Origin of the sequence: Azospirillum melinis (genome assembly GCF_013340935.1) — a bacterium.
Taxonomy (GTDB): domain Bacteria; phylum Pseudomonadota; class Alphaproteobacteria; order Azospirillales; family Azospirillaceae; genus Azospirillum; species Azospirillum melinis.
The window spans coordinates 1-14326 of the sequence record NZ_WHOS01000055.1 but is presented as its reverse complement, the minus strand read 5'-3'; the positions used below and the strand labels follow the sequence as shown (position 1 = coordinate 14326).

The following is a 14326-nucleotide window of genomic DNA, read 5'->3' as shown; positions in this document are numbered from 1 at the left end:
TGGTTCGCCCGCCGGGTTCGCATCGCCTCATCAATGGCGGGAAGAGGGGTCCTGTCGACCGTCAGCCAGCGCACGCCTCACCGGTTCCCTGAAAAGACGCAAGGGATCCAATAAGAAAGCCTCCCCCCGGTGTCGTCAAGGGAGGTTGGCAACAATGGCAGGGGTTGCCGCGTGCGCCGCCCTCTCCCGTCCTGGGAGAAGGCGCTTCCCCTACTCCGCCTTCCTCTCCAAAATCAGCGTCGACAGCGGCGGGATGGTCAGGTCCAGCGAGTGGGTGCGGCCGTGCCAGGGGATTTCCTCGGCATAGACGCCGCCTCCGGGGTTGCCGACGCCGCTGCCGCCGTATTTCGCATCGTCGGTGTTCATCCGCTCGACATAGCGGCCGGGAAGCGGCACGCCGACGCGGTAGCCCTGGCGCGGCACCGGGGTGAAGTTGCACACCGCGATGACGATGTGCCCGGACTCGTCGGCCTTGCGCAGGAAGGTGAAGACCGAGTTCTCGTTGTCGTTCGATTCGATCCACTCGAAACCGGACGGGTCGCAGTCGGTCTTGTGCAGCGGCTCCAGCTCCCGGTAGAGGCCGTTCAGGTCGCGCACGAGGTCGCGCATGCCGCGGTGCATCGGCTGGTCCAGCAGGTGCCAGTCCAGGCTCCGCGCCTCGCTCCACTCCTGCCACTGGGCGAACTCGCCGCCCATGAACAGCAGCTTCTTGCCGGGATGGGCGAACATGAAGCCGTAATAGGCGCGCAGGTTGGCGAATTTCTGCCAGTCGTCGCCCGGCATCTTGTTGATCAGCGAGCCCTTGCCATGGACCACCTCGTCATGGCTGAGCGGCAGCACGAAGTTTTCGGAGAACTGGTAGATCAGCCCGAAGGTCATCTGGTGGTGATGGTAGCGGCGGTGGATCGGGTCGCTCTGCATGTAGTGCAGCGTGTCGTGCATCCACCCCATGTTCCATTTATAGCCGAAGCCGAGACCGCCGAGATATGTGGGCTTCGACACCATCGGCCAGGAGGTGGATTCCTCCGCCACCGTCATGGCGCCCGGCTGCTGGCCGTAGACCAGCTCGTTCATCCGCTTGAGGAAGGCGATGGATTCGAGGTTCTCGCGCCCGCCGAACTTGTTGGGGACCCACTCCCCCTCCTTGCGGCTGTAGTCGAGATAGAGCATGGAGGCGACGGCATCGACGCGCAGCCCGTCCAGCTTGTACTGGTCGAGCCAGAACAGCGCGTTGCCCAGCAGGAAGTTCTGCACCTCCGTCCGGCCGAAATTGTAGATCAGGGTGTTCCAGTCCTGGTGGAAGCCCTGGCGCGGGTCGGCATGCTCATAGAGGTGCGTGCCGTCGAAATTGCCCAGCCCGTGCGGGTCGGTCGGGAAATGGCCCGGCACCCAGTCGAGCAGCACGCCCAGCCCGGCGCGGTGGCAGGCATTGACGAAGTCCTTGAAATCCTCCGGCGAGCCGTGGCGGGCGGTCGGCGCATAGAGGCCGATGGGCTGGTAGCCCCATGAACCGTCGAACGGATGCTCGGTGATCGGCAGAAGCTCGATGTGGGTGAAGCCCATATCCTTGGCGTAGGGGATCAGCCGCTCCGCCAGTTCCTGATAGGTCAGGAAGCGGTTGTCCTCCTCCGGCACCCGCGCCCAGGAGCCGAGATGGACCTCGTAGATCGAGATCGGCGCGGTGCGGTCGGAGGCGGCGAGCTTGCGGCTCTGCCAGTCCTGATCGCGCCAGTCGTAGGACGACAGGCCGTGGACGACCGAGGCGGTCGCCGGGCGCATCTCCGCCTGGAAGGCGTAGGGATCGGCCTTGGCCGGCATCAGGTTGCCGCCTGCGCCCCGGATCTCGAACTTGTAGCGCTGGCCGGCATGGGCGTGGGGGACGAAGATCTCCCAGACGCCGACCTCGACGCGCCGGCGCATCGGCATCCGGCGGCCGTCCCAGTTGTTGAAATCGCCGACGACGCTGACGCTGCGGGCGCTCGGCGCCCAGACGGCGAAGGCCACGCCGGCCACGCCATCGACCTCGCGCGGGTGGGCGCCCAGCTTCTCGTAATTGCGCAGATGGGTGCCTTCGGCCAGCAGATGGACGTCCAGCTCGCCCAGCATGTTGCCGAAGCGATAGGCGTCCTCGAACTCCTGGGTCGCCAGCGGGTATTGGGCGCGCAGGCGGTAGCGGAAACGCTCCGTCCGGTCGGGCATCACGGCGAGATAGAAGCCGTCCGGGTGGATGCGCTCGGCCTCGCCGGCCGGTTCGCTGGTGGCGCTGTCGATCACCCACAGCTTTTCCGCGCCGGGCACGAAGGCGCGGACCTCCACCGGACGGCCGGGCGCCTCCTGCTGCATGCCCAGCACGGCGAAGGGATCGCCATGGTCGGCCCGCGCGATGGCATCAGCCGCCGCGCGCAGGGCCTCGGCCCGCCGGTCGGCAACACGCTGCTCAGGGGTCGGGCTTTCGGAGACGCCGGTCTGCGCCTGGTCCTTGCGGGTGTCCGTCGTCATGTCGCTCGCCATTGGCCAAGTGCCCTTCTTCGTGGAGGCTCTGTCGTCTCGTGGACCATACCTGTCCCATTGCCGTCATCCCCGCGAGGGCGGGGACGGCGGCCGACGCCGGAACGCCTTCTCCGGACGTGAACATACCCGCGGCGGTTTCGTCACACCATGCCCGCCGCGGATTTGTCCGGTTATTCCTTCGCGCCCGCTTCGTTGGCATCGTCGAGAAGGCCCAGCACGCCCTTTACCGGGATGCCGATCCAGTTCGGGCGGTTCGCCGCCTCGTAGCCGATCTCGTAGAAGGCCTTCTCCAGCAGGAACAGGGTCAGCAGGCCGCGCGCGGTATTCTCCGCCTCCGGCCAGGCCGGGCAGCCCTCGATGGCTGTGCGGTAGCCGTCGAGGAAGGACTCGACGCTGCGGCGTTCCCAGTCGCGGGCGGCGGCCAGCGCCGGGCTGTCGCCGCTGTTGGCGCCCTCGCCGGCGCTGTCCAGGCGGAACAGCGCCGCCCAGGCCGCATAGTTGAAGGAGCGCAGCATGCCGGCCACGTCGCGCAACGGGCTGGACTTGGCGCGGCGCTCCTCCAGCGTCTTGGCCGGCTCCCCTTCGAAGTCGAGGATGTACCAGTCGTTCTGCGCCCGCACGACCTGCCCCAGGTGATAGTCGCCGTGGATGCGGGTCTTGACGCCGCCGGCCGGCATCGACGCCAGCGCCGAAATCCGCTCCATCGCCTCGGCCCGGCGGGCCAGCAGCTGTTCGGCGTCGGTCCGCACCTCGGCCGACAGACGGTCGAGCGTCCCCGGCAGGGCGGCGAAGGCGGCCTCGGCCTGGATGCGGACGGCATCGGCCCAAAGCGAAAGATCGCCGGAGGTGATCGGCTCCGGCTCGAAGGCCGGCTTGCCGGTGCTCTGTGCCAGCGCCCGGTGCAGTTCGGCGGTGCGCTGCCCCAGCGTGGTCATCATCACCAGATGCATGCCGAAGGGCTCGCCCGATTCGGCGGCGTCCTCGGTGGTGCCGGCGACGCCCAGGCGGATGTCCTCCAGTTGGCGCTCCAACTGCTCCACCGTGCTGGCCCAGCCGTCGCCCTGGTTGCGGACGAAGGCCTGCGCCACCGCCAGCGCGGTCGGCGTGCCGTTGGCCGCCACCTGTTCCACCGTGCCCAGCAGGGCCGGGGTGTTGGCGAAGCCGACCTCGGTCAGGAAGCGGCCCATCTCGACCTCGGGATGCTCGCCCTCCACCAGACGGCGCAGCACCTTCAGCACGATCTGGCTGTCGACCAGGACGGAGGTGTTGCTCTGCTCGACACCCAGGCGCCGCACCTCGGGCTCCGGCGACAGCTCGATGGCGGTCAGCGCCTCGGTCGCGGTGAAGCGGATACTGTCCTCACCGGCGGTCGCCTTCAGCGTGTCGCCGCGCCGCAGCGCCTCGATCAGCGCCAGGGCGAAGCCGTCGGCCTGCACGGCATCGTAGATGGCGCCGGTCCGCGGCCCACGCCGCACCTTTGCCAGCGTGTAGGGCAGCAGCGGCCAGCCGGTGCCGCCGGCGCCATCCTCCCAGCTCATCGCCATCGGCAGGAAATAGCTCTGGTCGGCGGCGTCGCCGTCCAGCCCCACCCCACTGAGGCCGACCTGCGTCCGGACCAGCATGAAGCCCTCGCCCGGACCCGGAAGCTGGGCGGCGAGCGTGACGTGCGAGCGGGTGATGCGGCGGTCCTTGGCGGAGAACCAGCGCTGCTGCGGCAGGAAGCCCTGGAGGACATCGCGGCCCAGCTCGTCCGCCGCCTTGCCGGTGGTCAGGCTGTGCCAGCCATCGCGGACGACGACCGTCAGCAGGTCGGGCACCGGCTCCGGCGGCGTCTCGTGCCAAGTCGGCAGCTCCGCCTCGGCGGTCAGCGCGAACCAGTAGAAGCCGTAGGCCGGCAGGGTCAGCAGATAGGGCAGATCGCCGATGGGCGGGAAGACGGTGCGGCCCAGCAGTTCGACCGGGATGCGGCCCTTCCAGTTCTTCAGGTCGAGTTCCACCGCCTGGGCCGAGCGCGACAGGTTGGCGACGCACAGCGCAATCTCCGACCCGTTTTCCGTCTCCAGGCAGCGGACATAGGCCAGGACCTTGCGGTTGCCGGGATAGAGCAGCGAGAAGCTGCCGCGGCCGAAGCTCTGGCGCTGCTTGCGCACCGCAACCAGCCGCTTCATCCAGTTCAGCAGCGAGGAGGGATTGCGCGCCTGCGCCTCGACATTGACGGCCATGAAGCCGTAGATCGGGTCGAGCACCGCCGGCAGGTAGAGCCGCGCCGGATCGGCGCGCGAGAAGCCGCCGTTGCGGTCGATGGACCATTGCATCGGCGTGCGCACACCGTCGCGGTCGCCGAGATAGATGTTGTCGCCCATGCCGATCTCGTCGCCGTAATAGAGCACCGGCGTGCCGGGCATCGACATCAGCAGGCTGTTGAGCAGCTCGATCTTCCGGCGGTCGTTCTCCAGCAGCGGGGCGAGGCGGCGGCGGATGCCGAGGTTGATCCGCATGCGCCGGTCGGCGGCGTAGAAGTTCCAGAGATAGTCGCGCTCGGTGTCGGTGACCATCTCCAGCGTCAGTTCATCGTGGTTGCGCAGGAAGATGGCCCACTGGCAGTCGGCCGGGATGTCGGGCGTCTGGCGCATGATGTCGGCGATGGGATGCCGGTCCTCCATCGCCACCGCCATGTAGATGCGCGGCATCAGCGGGAAGTGGAAGGACATGTGGCATTCGTCGCCGCCCTTCTCCGGATCGCCGAAATAGGGCAGCACGTCCTCCGGCCACTGGTTGGCCTCGGCCAGCAGCATGCGGTCGGGGTATTCGGCGTCGAGTGCCGCGCGGATCGCCTTCAGGACGTCGTGCGTCTCGGGCAGGTTCTCGTTGTTGGTGCCCTCGCGCTCCTTCAGGTAGGGAATGGCGTCGAGCCGCAGCCCGTCCACCCCCATGTCCAGCCAGAAGCGCATCACCTTCAGCACCTCCTCCAGGACCTCGGGATTGTCGAAGTTCAGGTCGGGCTGGTGCGAATAGAAGCGGTGCCAGTAATAGGCGTTGGCAACCGGATCCCAGGTCCAGTTGGATTTTTCCGTGTCGCAGAAGATGATCCGCGTGCCCTGGTACTTCTGGTCGCTGTCGGACCAGACATAATAGTCGCGGTGGTTGGAGCCCGGAGGCGCCTCCCGCGCGCGCTGGAACCAGGGGTGCTGGTCGGAGGTGTGGTTGATCACCAGCTCGGTGATGACCCGCAGACCGCGCTTGCGGCACTCCTCCATGAAGCGCCGGAAGTCATCCAGGTTCCCGTAGGTCGGGTTGACCGAGGTGTAGTCGGCGATGTCATAGCCGTCGTCGCGCAGCGGCGATGGATAGAAGGGCAGAAGCCACACGGCCGTCACCCCCAGCTCCTGGATATAGTCCAGCTTCTGGGTCAAGCCGGCGAAATCGCCGATGCCATCATTATCGGCGTCGAAGAACGCCTTGATGTGCAGCTGATAAATGACGGCGTCCTTGTACCAGAGCCGGTCCTGCCGATCGATCATGAGTCCAGCACTTTCGAGAAGCGATTGACGGAACACGTGTCGCGGGAACACGGGACGGAAACAAGCCAGAGGGTCGAAGGTTTCACCCGAGCGGCCGTCCGGCAACCCCTGACTTCCGGATAGGCGGGACGGCGGGAACCCTGGCGTACAACATTCAGCGAGGGTGCCGGAGTTCCGTTCGGATGCGCGGCAATCCGGAGTGGACACGGATTGACGCCGAAGGATTATGTGGGCAGCTTGGCCGCACATACCGCTTTAGGCGTATGCCGTGCGAGGTAAGCCATGCTTGGTTCCTTCATCGTCGTGACCGGTGGCGACTCCCGCTACTGCCCGCTGATCCACGAGCTGATCACCTCGTTGCGGGCATTGAAGCCGGCGGCGGAGTGCCCCATCGGCGTGGTCGATGCCGGACTCACCCCCGAACAGATCACGGGCCTGAAGGCGCAGGGTGCCGCGGTGGTGACGCCGCCCTGGCCGGTCAGCATCCCGGCGCACAGGCTGCGCAACCGCATCCACCTGAAGGCCAACCTCGCCAAGCTGCACCTGCCGACCTACTTCCCCGGCTACGACACGGTGATCTGGATCGACGCCGACGCCTGGGTGCAGGATTGGGAGGCGGTGGAGATGCTGCGGCGGGGGGCGGCGTTGAACCGTTTCGCCATCGTCGCCCAGTTCGGCCGCTTTTCGGAAACGGAGCTGCGGCTGGACTGGCTGTTCGGCCGCTTCGCCCGGGTGCGGTCGATCCTCTACAAGAATTCCAGTCGCGCCGGCCTGGACACGGCGGAATGCCGGGCGCTGGCGACCCGCCCGACGCTGAATGCCGGCGCCTATGCGCTGAAGGCCGACGCCCCGCATTGGGAAGCGTTCCAACGCTGGCAGAAGCGGGTGCTGCGCAAGGGCCGGCTGTTCACCTCCGACCAGCTGGCAATGGCCGGCGCCATCTATCTGGACGGGCTGCCGGTGGAGCTTCTGCCGGAATGGTGCAACTACATCGGCCCCTGGCGCTTCAACCCGGACCGGCGGGAGCTGGTGGAGTATTTCCTGCCCAACCGCCGGCTGGGCATCGTCCATATGGCCGGCGAGGACGCCATGCGCGCCGATCCGGCGGTGCTGCGCCCGGTGCTGGACATGCAGGACCGCCCCCACCAGCTGAGCCTGCGCTACCCGGCCTGGGAAGTGTCGGCGGTGGAGCAGGTGGCGGAGGCGGTTTAGCCCTTCGGCCTGTCGGCCGCCAGCCGCGCCAGATCGCGCACCGCGCGGTCGAGCGCCGCCGGATCATGAGCGGCGAAACCGAGCAGGAAGCCGTTGCCGGCGCCCGCGTCAGCGGTATTGGCGGCGGCCCGGTTATCGGTGCGGTAATAGCTGGACAGACACGGCGTGGTCAGGCCGATGCGGGCGGCGCGCTCGGCCAGGGCATGGTCGGGACAACCCGGTGGCAGGCGGAGCAGGACATGCATGCCGGCCTCGCCCGCCTCGGCCGTGGCGAAGCCGGCGAAGGCATCCTCGACCGACGACAGGATGGCGGCGCGCTTGACGGCATAGAGCGAGCGCATGGCCCGCAGGTGCGAGGCGAAATGGCCATCGGCCAGGAAGCGGTGCAGGGCCGCCTGCGGCACCACGCTGGTCCCGCCGTCGAAATGGCGCCGCGCGGCGCGCACCGGCTCCACCAGATCGGGCGGCACCACGACATAGCCGAGCCGCAGCGCCGGGAACATCACCTTGCTGAAGCTGCCGACATAGATGACACGGCCCGCACCGTCCAGCCCCTGGAGCGCGGCCAGCGGCGGGCCGGCATAGCGGAACTCGCTGTCGTAATCGTCCTCGACGATCCAGGCGTCGCGCGCTGCGGCCCAATCCAGCAGGCGCAGGCGGCGGGCGAGGCTCATCGTCACGCCCAGGGGGAACTGGTGGGACGGAGTGACCAGCGCCAGCCGGGCATCGGCCCCGCGGGCCATGCCGGCGGCGACGTCGATGCCCTCCCCGTCCACCGGCACCGGCACCAGCCGCGCCCCGGCGCCCAGCAGGGCTGCGCGGTTGCCGGGCCAGCCCGGCTCCTCCACCCAGGCCTCGTCATCGGGGTCGAGCAGCAACTGCGCCATCAGCGCCAATCCCTGCTGTGCGCCGGAGACGATGACGACCTGCTCCGGCTCGCAACGCACAGCGCGGACCGCCCGCAGATAGGCGGCGATCTCCGCCCGCAAGGGGCCGTAGCCCAGCGGGTCCGGCTCCGTCGCCAGCACCCGCCCGCCATGGCGCCAGCAGCGGCCGATCAATTGCGCCCACAGGGCGAAGGGAAAGGCTCCCAGGTCCGGCGTGCCGAGCGCAAAGGGCCGCCCCACCCGGTCGCGGGCGATGGACGGCGCCTCCGCCAGAGCCCGGCCGCGGGCGGACAGCCCGACACCCCGGCGCGCCTCGTCACGGCCTGAGATACCGCCGGGTGCCGCATCGGGCAGGGAGGCGGCGACAAAGGTGCCGGCGCCGACCCGTCCGGTGACATACCCCTCCGCCAGCAGCGTGTCATAGGCGGTGACCACCGTGTTGCGCGACAGCGCCCATTCGGTGGCGAGCGCCCGGCTGGGTGGCAGGCGCTCCCCCGGACGCAGGCGGCCGTCCAGCACCGCCTGACGCAGGGCGCGGTAGAGCTGGCGGTGGAGCGGCTCCGCGCCGTCCCGGTCGAGCGCCACCGGCCCCAGGCTGGACAGAACCGGACGTGCCGAACGTGCCATGGCGATCCTCGCGAAGGTCAAGCAAAGCGGTCTCTGGAATTGGTCCCTGTGAAATCGACATTCCGGACCTTTCGAGGGGGCCATTTTGCCGGCCATTCTGGATCACCGCAACAGTCCGGCCTCGAGCACGACAATGACCAGCCTTTCGACCGATTCCGCCGCCTCCGTTTCCTCCGCCGCTCTGGCACAGACGCCGCGCACCCGTCCGGTGCGGCTGGGCGACCGCGGCAGCCATGACGTCGCCCAGATCCACGCCATCATCGACGAGGCGCCGATCTGCCACGTCGGCTTCGTCGACGATGCCATCAAGGGCCATGGGGCCCCCTCTCCCATGGTGATCCCGACGGTCCCCTGGCGGGTGGGCGATGAGCTGATGATCCATGGCGCCTCGTCCAGCCGGATGATCCGCCGGCTGCAGGAGGGGGGTGAGGCCTGCATCACGCTGTCGCTGATCGATGGCTGGGTGCTGGCACGCTCGGCCTTCCATCACTCCGTCAACTACCGCTCGGTCATACTGTTCGGCCGGCCGCGGTTGGTGTCGGAAGAGACGGAGAAGCGCACCGCCCTCGATGCGCTGATGGAGAAGATCGAACCCGGCCGCAGCGCCAAGGTGCGGGCGCCCAACGTGCAGGAACTGAAGGCCACGTCGGTTCTGGCCTTCCCGATTGCCGAGGCGTCGGCCAAGCGGCGCTCCGGCCCGCCCGCCGACGATCCGGAGGATATGGCCCACCCGGTGTGGGCAGGCGTGGTGCCCCTGCGGCTGACCGCCGGCGAGCCGGAACAGGACCCGGCCCAGACCGCGGGGTGAGGCGCGGACGACGCTGACAGTTGGAGAAGAAAAAGGCCGCGACCGGGAAGCCCGGCGCGGCCTTTTTCTTTGCGGTTTCTCCCGCAGGCGGGAAGGCCGTTCCGAAACCCCCGGAGCGGCCCCCTGCCAACCGTCCTTAGGACGACGGAGCGTTCAGCAGGCGCGGCAGGATCTGCGCACGACGGTTGGACGGCTCGCGGACGTTCGGACCGGTCTGGACCAGCAGCTGGCTCTCGCCCTTGCCTTCGGTCGTGATGTTGGCAGCCTGGATGCCCTTGGCGACCAGGGCCTTCTTGACCGCGTCGGCGCGACGGACCGACAGCTTCTGGTTGTAGGCCGGCGAACCCGAGGTGTCGGTGTGGCCGACGACGTGGATCTTGGCGCCACCGTTCTTCAGGATGGCCGACACCGCGTCACCGATCACGCGATCGGCGGCCGGGGTGATGTTCGACTTATCCCAGTCGAAGAACACCAGATATTCGCTCTGGACCGCGGCAACGGCGGCCGGAGCCGGAGCGGCAGCGGCCGGCGGGCACGGATAGCTGCCCTGATGGATGACATAGCCGCCGTCAGCGGTGCGGGCGGCGACGCCTTCCGCAACCTGACCGGTCCAGCCGATGACCGGGTTGCACCACTGGGTGCCCTTGCCGACCAGGCTCGCGTCCTGGGCATTGGCGGCCGCCGACAGACCGAAAGCGACGATGGCGGCCGGGATGGCAGCCAGACCCGCGCGAACAATAGTCTTCATTGTCTTCACTCCCTTCCAGAACCCTTCCCCATCAGAGTGCCTGCGGGGGATGAACGTATCAATCGAAGCATCAGCCCACGTGCAAGCGCGGCAGCGACCTTCCCAACATGTGGTGTGCGGCGATGTTCCGACACCTCAGCCGTTCGGCCGAACCGTACCTGTACCTTGACCTATGCTCCACTTCCATAGCAGCTTTTCCGGTATGATTCTGCCAAATCCGTATAACGGTGGCTTAGCACAGGAAAAACCGCGAGATCCTTTTCCGTAAGCTCGCGAACCGGTCTAGCAGGGCTGCCGGCCCACAAAAATCCGGACGTAACCCGCTTTCCGGGCGTCACCAGAGCACCGGCCGCGACCATCGCCCGCGACTCGACATAGGCCCCATCCAGGATGCAGGCCTTCATGCCGATGAAGCAGCCGTCTTCCAGCGTGCAGGCGTGCAGCAACGCCATGTGGCCGACGGTGATGTCGTCGCCGATGTAGGTGCCCTGCCCTTCGGAGGCCACGTGGATCACGGTGCCGTCCTGAATGTTGGTGCGAGCGCCGATTCGGATCTCGTTGACGTCTCCACGCACGGTGCAGCCGTACCAGATGCTGCTGTTCGCCCCGATCACGACATCGCCGATCACCGCCGCCGTTTCCGCGATGAACGCAGTCGGGTCGACGGTGGGCAGGATGCCGTTGTAGGCGCGGACAAGGCCAGTCATCAGGTCGTACCGAAGTCGTGCATGACGGGCCGGATTGAAGCACCGTAAGGCTTAAGGCACCACCTGATTTCGCATTGACAGGCCAAAGCAAATCCCGATTGGTGCCTCTGTGCAACAGTGCGGACAGGGGGCCACAACGCTGTCACAGCCCCCTGCCTATCCTTTCGCGGTAGCCGATTACGGGAAAAGCGGCGCCTGATCGATCCCGGTCGTCTCGCCCAGCCCCATCATGACATTCATGTTCTGGATCGCCTGCCCCGACGCGCCCTTCACCAGATTGTCGATGACCGACACGATGATGGCACTGCGCGGGGCGCGGTCGGCGACCACGCCGATCAGATTGTGGTTGGAGGCACGGACATGGCGCGTCGCCGGCACCACGCCGGCCGGGGTCACGCCGACGAAGGGCTCGTCGGCATAGCGGGCGGCCAGCGTCGCCCGCAGGTCGTCGGCAGTGACGCCGTCGGCCATGCGGACATAGATGGTCGCCATCATGCCGCGGTTCATCGGCACCAGATGCGGGGTGAAGGAGACGGTGACCGGACGGCCGGCGGCCAGCCGCAACTCCTGCTCGATCTCCGGCATGTGGCGGTGATTGCCGACGCCATAGGCGTTGAAGCCTTCCGACACTTCGGTGAAGAGGTTGGCCTGCTTGGCGTCGCGGCCGGCGCCCGACACGCCGGACTTGGCGTCGATGATGATCCCGCCCGGCTCGATCTGGTTCTCCAGCAGCAGCGGCAGCAGCGGCAGCAGCGAACAGGTCGGGTAGCAGCCCGGGTTCGCCACCACCCGCGCCTTGCGCACGCCCTGGCGGTTGAACTCGGTCAGGCCGTAGGCGACCTCCTTCTGCAGATCGACGGCGCGGTGCTCATGCCCGTACCAGGTGGCGTATTCGGCCGGGTCGGTCAGGCGGAAATCGGCGGACAGATCGACCACCTTCAGCCCGCTCGGCAGGCCGGCGACCACCTCCTGCGTCGTGCCGTGCGGCAGGGCGCAGAAGATGAAGTCGAGGTTGTCCCACTTCAGCTCTTCGATCTTCACCAGATCGGGCAGGCCATAGCCGCCCAGATGCGGGAACACCTCCGCCATCGGCTTTCCGGCCTGTCGTTCGGCGGTCAGCGCGGCGATCTCCACATTCGGGTGGCGCAGCAGCATGCGCACCAGTTCGGCGCCGGTGTAACCGGAAGCGCCCAGGATGCCGACGCGGATTTTCGAACCGCCGGGAGTGCTGCCCGGAATGCTGATCGAGGCCATGGAGGCAATGTCCTTCGCTGAAGACGATCTGAAGACGGGTGAAACCTGTATCCGGAATAAGCGAAAGCGCGATGACAGCGCAAAAAGAAAGGGGCGCCCCTTTCGGGGCGCCCCTCGCTTGTACCGTAAAGCAGCAGGCCCGTGTAGGGATTAGCGCTTCGAGAACTGGAAGCTGCGGCGGGCCTTGGCGCGGCCGTACTTCTTACGCTCGACCGTACGGGCGTCGCGGGTCAGGAAGCCGGCGGCCTTCAACGGCGGGCGCAGGGCCGGCTCGAAGTAGGTCAGCGCCTTGGAGATGCCGTGACGGACGGCACCGGCCTGGCCCGACAGACCGCCGCCGGCGACGGTGGCGACGACGTCGAACTGCTCCGAACGCTCGGTCACGCCGAACGGCTGGGCGATCATCATGCGCAGCACCGGACGGGCGAAGTAGACCGACTGGTCGCGGCCGTTCACGGTGACCTTGCCGGAGCCCGGCTTGATCCACACGCGGGCGACGGCGTCCTTGCGCTTGCCGGTGGCATAGGCGCGGCCCTGGGCGTCCAGCTTCGGAGCGGCGAGCTCCTCGGAGACGGTCGCGGTGGCGGCGGCGCCCGTCAGTTCCTTAAGGCCGGAGAGGGTGGTGGTGACCTGGGCCATGCTTACGCGCTCCGCTTATTCTTCGGGTTCAGGGCGCCGATGTCGAGGGCGACCGGCTGCTGCGCATCGTGCGGATGCGTGGCACCCTTATAGACCTTGAGGTGGGTCATCTGCTGGCGGCCGAGCGGACCGCGCGGAACCATGCGCTCCACGGCCTTCTCGATCACACGCTCCGGATACTTGCCGTCCAAGATCTGGCCCTTGGAACGGCCCTTGATCCCGCCCGGATAACCGGTGTGCCAGTAGAAGATGTCGGCGTCGCGCTTGTTGCCGGTCAGCTTCACCTTCTCCGCATTGATGACGACGATGTTATCGCCGCAATCCATGTGGGGGGTGTAGGTCGGCTTGTTCTTGCCACGCAGGATGTTCGCCAGGATGCTGGCGAGCCGCCCGAGAACGAGGCCGTCGGCGTCGACGACGTACCACTTCTTCTCGATCTCGGTCGGCTTCAGATTGAAGGTCTTCATCGCCACACTCGTTTCTTCGAATACGGATCGGCTGGCCGCCGATACCGGGGCGCCGAAGCGGACGGCTTTCTACGGGCCGGAGCATGCCTCTGTCAACGGAAAAATTTCCGTTTTGAATCAACGACTTGCGGGCAAGGTATTTAGATACCGTGTGCGCAAACCCATTGATTTTCAATGACTTTTTATGAGGCCTCGTTGGCACGGTAATGGGATACCGCAACGGTGACGGGGTCATGCGGCGGGATCGAATAGGTTCCCGTGACATGGGCGACCGGCTCCGGATCGCCTTCGGAGAACAGCAGGATCTCGCCATAGGCCAGCCGCTTGCCCAGCTTCAGGACGCGCGCTTCGGCGAAGATGGCGACGGGAGGCGGGCGGCGCAGGAAGTTGATGGTCATGCTGGTGGTCACCGCCAGCTCGACCCGGCCGATCAGGCTCAGCACCGCGCCATAGAGCGCCACGTCGGCCAGCCCGAACATCGCCGGGCCGGTGACGGTGCCGCCGGGACGGACGAAATCGTCCTTGTAGGGCAGGCGCAGGCGAATCGTGCCAGCGCCCAGGCTTTCGACGACGATGCCGAAGTTCCCGACCAGGGGAACCCCCTCGCGGATCAAATCCTCCAGTTCCTCCCTGGTCATGGCGGGAACGGGAGCGGCGGCGGAACGGTCGGCGGCGGACATGGGGCCTCTGTCGGTGAACTTGGCTGGATCACCAAACTGTGCGCCATCCCGTCCATTCGGACAAGTATGGTGCTACTCGGCCGGCTTCGTCTCCGCCGGGGCCGAGGACGAAGCGGGGGGAGAGGCAGGGGCCGCCGCTGTGGGTTCCGCCCCCGCCGTGGGAGGAGGGGAGGCAGGGCTGGCGGGGGGGGGTGGGGTGGGGGACGTGCGGCGGGCCCGCCACGCGCCCGAGGGCAGGACGGCCCGGACCGGGGCGGGACGCACA

At 67.5% G+C, this 14326-nt stretch carries 11 protein-coding genes; 2 read left to right on the top strand and 9 right to left on the bottom strand.

Annotation, left to right across the window (positions count from 1 at the left end):
* Nucleotides 1-210: 210 nt before the first annotated feature.
* Together glgB and treS are read right to left on the bottom strand one after the other, a co-directional pair.
* On the bottom strand, nucleotides 211-2499 hold the full coding sequence (gene glgB / locus GBZ48_RS28155; RefSeq protein ID WP_246307519.1) for a 1,4-alpha-glucan branching protein GlgB: 2289 nt from the start codon (nucleotides 2497-2499) through the stop codon (nucleotides 211-213).
* A gap of 182 nt (nucleotides 2500-2681) precedes the next feature.
* Complete coding sequence (gene treS / locus GBZ48_RS28150; RefSeq protein ID WP_174474066.1) at nucleotides 2682-6032, bottom strand: maltose alpha-D-glucosyltransferase; 3351 nt, start codon at nucleotides 6030-6032, stop codon at nucleotides 2682-2684.
* 282 nt (nucleotides 6033-6314) lie between these two features.
* Here treS and GBZ48_RS28145 point away from each other — a divergent pair, with 282 nt between their 5' ends.
* The gene (locus tag GBZ48_RS28145) at nucleotides 6315-7244 is read left to right on the top strand and encodes a glycosyltransferase (RefSeq protein ID WP_174474065.1); all 930 of its coding nucleotides are present in this window, start codon (nucleotides 6315-6317) and stop codon (nucleotides 7242-7244) included.
* Here the strand turns inward: GBZ48_RS28145 and pdxR are convergent.
* The gene (gene pdxR, locus GBZ48_RS28140) at nucleotides 7241-8758 is read right to left on the bottom strand and encodes a MocR-like pyridoxine biosynthesis transcription factor PdxR (protein WP_174474064.1); all 1518 of its coding nucleotides are present in this window, start codon (nucleotides 8756-8758) and stop codon (nucleotides 7241-7243) included. The two genes, GBZ48_RS28145 and pdxR, sit on opposite strands and share 4 nt — an antisense overlap.
* A gap of 133 nt (nucleotides 8759-8891) precedes the next feature.
* Here pdxR and GBZ48_RS28135 point away from each other — a divergent pair, with 133 nt between their 5' ends.
* Nucleotides 8892-9566 carry a pyridoxamine 5'-phosphate oxidase family protein gene (locus GBZ48_RS28135; protein WP_174474063.1) on the top strand — a complete coding sequence of 225 codons (675 nt, stop codon included), beginning with the start codon at nucleotides 8892-8894 and terminating at the stop codon, nucleotides 9564-9566.
* A gap of 136 nt (nucleotides 9567-9702) precedes the next feature.
* On the opposite strand, the gene GBZ48_RS28130 is transcribed toward GBZ48_RS28135, so the two are convergent.
* The 6 genes from GBZ48_RS28130 to GBZ48_RS28105 form a co-directional block, all read right to left on the bottom strand.
* Nucleotides 9703-10314 carry an OmpA family protein gene (locus GBZ48_RS28130; protein ID WP_174474062.1) on the bottom strand — a complete coding sequence of 204 codons (612 nt, stop codon included), beginning with the start codon at nucleotides 10312-10314 and terminating at the stop codon, nucleotides 9703-9705.
* 170 nt (nucleotides 10315-10484) lie between these two features.
* Nucleotides 10485-11021, bottom strand: a complete 537-nt coding sequence (locus tag GBZ48_RS28125) for a gamma carbonic anhydrase family protein (RefSeq protein WP_174474061.1) — start codon at nucleotides 11019-11021, stop codon at nucleotides 10485-10487.
* A 177-nt stretch (nucleotides 11022-11198) separates the two neighbouring features.
* Nucleotides 11199-12275 (bottom strand): N-acetyl-gamma-glutamyl-phosphate reductase, encoded by a 1077-nt coding sequence (gene argC / locus GBZ48_RS28120; RefSeq protein WP_174474060.1) that lies wholly within the window; start codon nucleotides 12273-12275, stop codon nucleotides 11199-11201.
* A gap of 150 nt (nucleotides 12276-12425) precedes the next feature.
* On the bottom strand, nucleotides 12426-12914 hold the full coding sequence (rpsI, locus tag GBZ48_RS28115; RefSeq protein ID WP_098737139.1) for a 30S ribosomal protein S9: 489 nt from the start codon (nucleotides 12912-12914) through the stop codon (nucleotides 12426-12428).
* Nucleotides 12915-12916: 2 nt separating this feature from the next.
* Nucleotides 12917-13381, bottom strand: coding sequence for a 50S ribosomal protein L13 (gene rplM, locus GBZ48_RS28110; protein ID WP_109075170.1), 465 nt, complete (start codon nucleotides 13379-13381; stop codon nucleotides 12917-12919).
* Between the two features lie 182 nt (nucleotides 13382-13563).
* Nucleotides 13564-14061 (bottom strand): PaaI family thioesterase, encoded by a 498-nt coding sequence (locus GBZ48_RS28105; protein ID WP_246307518.1) that lies wholly within the window; start codon nucleotides 14059-14061, stop codon nucleotides 13564-13566.
* Nucleotides 14062-14326: the final 265 nt, after the last annotated feature.

What these genes read in the sequence shown, in the direction of transcription:
- GBZ48_RS28135 (WP_174474063.1), top strand. Translation starts at nt 8,892, where the DNA reads ATGACCAGCCTTTCGACCGATTCCGCCGCCTCCGTTTCCTCCGCCGCT.
- treS (WP_174474066.1), bottom strand. Translation starts at nt 6,032, where the DNA reads ATGATCGATCGGCAGGACCGGCTCTGGTACAAGGACGCCGTCATTTAT.
- rpsI (WP_098737139.1), bottom strand. Translation starts at nt 12,914, where the DNA reads ATGGCCCAGGTCACCACCACCCTCTCCGGCCTTAAGGAACTGACGGGC.
- pdxR (WP_174474064.1), bottom strand. Translation starts at nt 8,758, where the DNA reads ATGGCACGTTCGGCACGTCCGGTTCTGTCCAGCCTGGGGCCGGTGGCG.
- GBZ48_RS28125 (WP_174474061.1), bottom strand. Translation starts at nt 11,021, where the DNA reads ATGACTGGCCTTGTCCGCGCCTACAACGGCATCCTGCCCACCGTCGAC.
- argC (WP_174474060.1), bottom strand. Translation starts at nt 12,275, where the DNA reads ATGGCCTCGATCAGCATTCCGGGCAGCACTCCCGGCGGTTCGAAAATC.
- GBZ48_RS28145 (WP_174474065.1), top strand. Translation starts at nt 6,315, where the DNA reads ATGCTTGGTTCCTTCATCGTCGTGACCGGTGGCGACTCCCGCTACTGC.
- glgB (WP_246307519.1), bottom strand. Translation starts at nt 2,499, where the DNA reads ATGACGACGGACACCCGCAAGGACCAGGCGCAGACCGGCGTCTCCGAA.
- rplM (WP_109075170.1), bottom strand. Translation starts at nt 13,381, where the DNA reads ATGAAGACCTTCAATCTGAAGCCGACCGAGATCGAGAAGAAGTGGTAC.
- GBZ48_RS28130 (WP_174474062.1), bottom strand. Translation starts at nt 10,314, where the DNA reads ATGAAGACTATTGTTCGCGCGGGTCTGGCTGCCATCCCGGCCGCCATC.
- GBZ48_RS28105 (WP_246307518.1), bottom strand. Translation starts at nt 14,061, where the DNA reads ATGTCCGCCGCCGACCGTTCCGCCGCCGCTCCCGTTCCCGCCATGACC.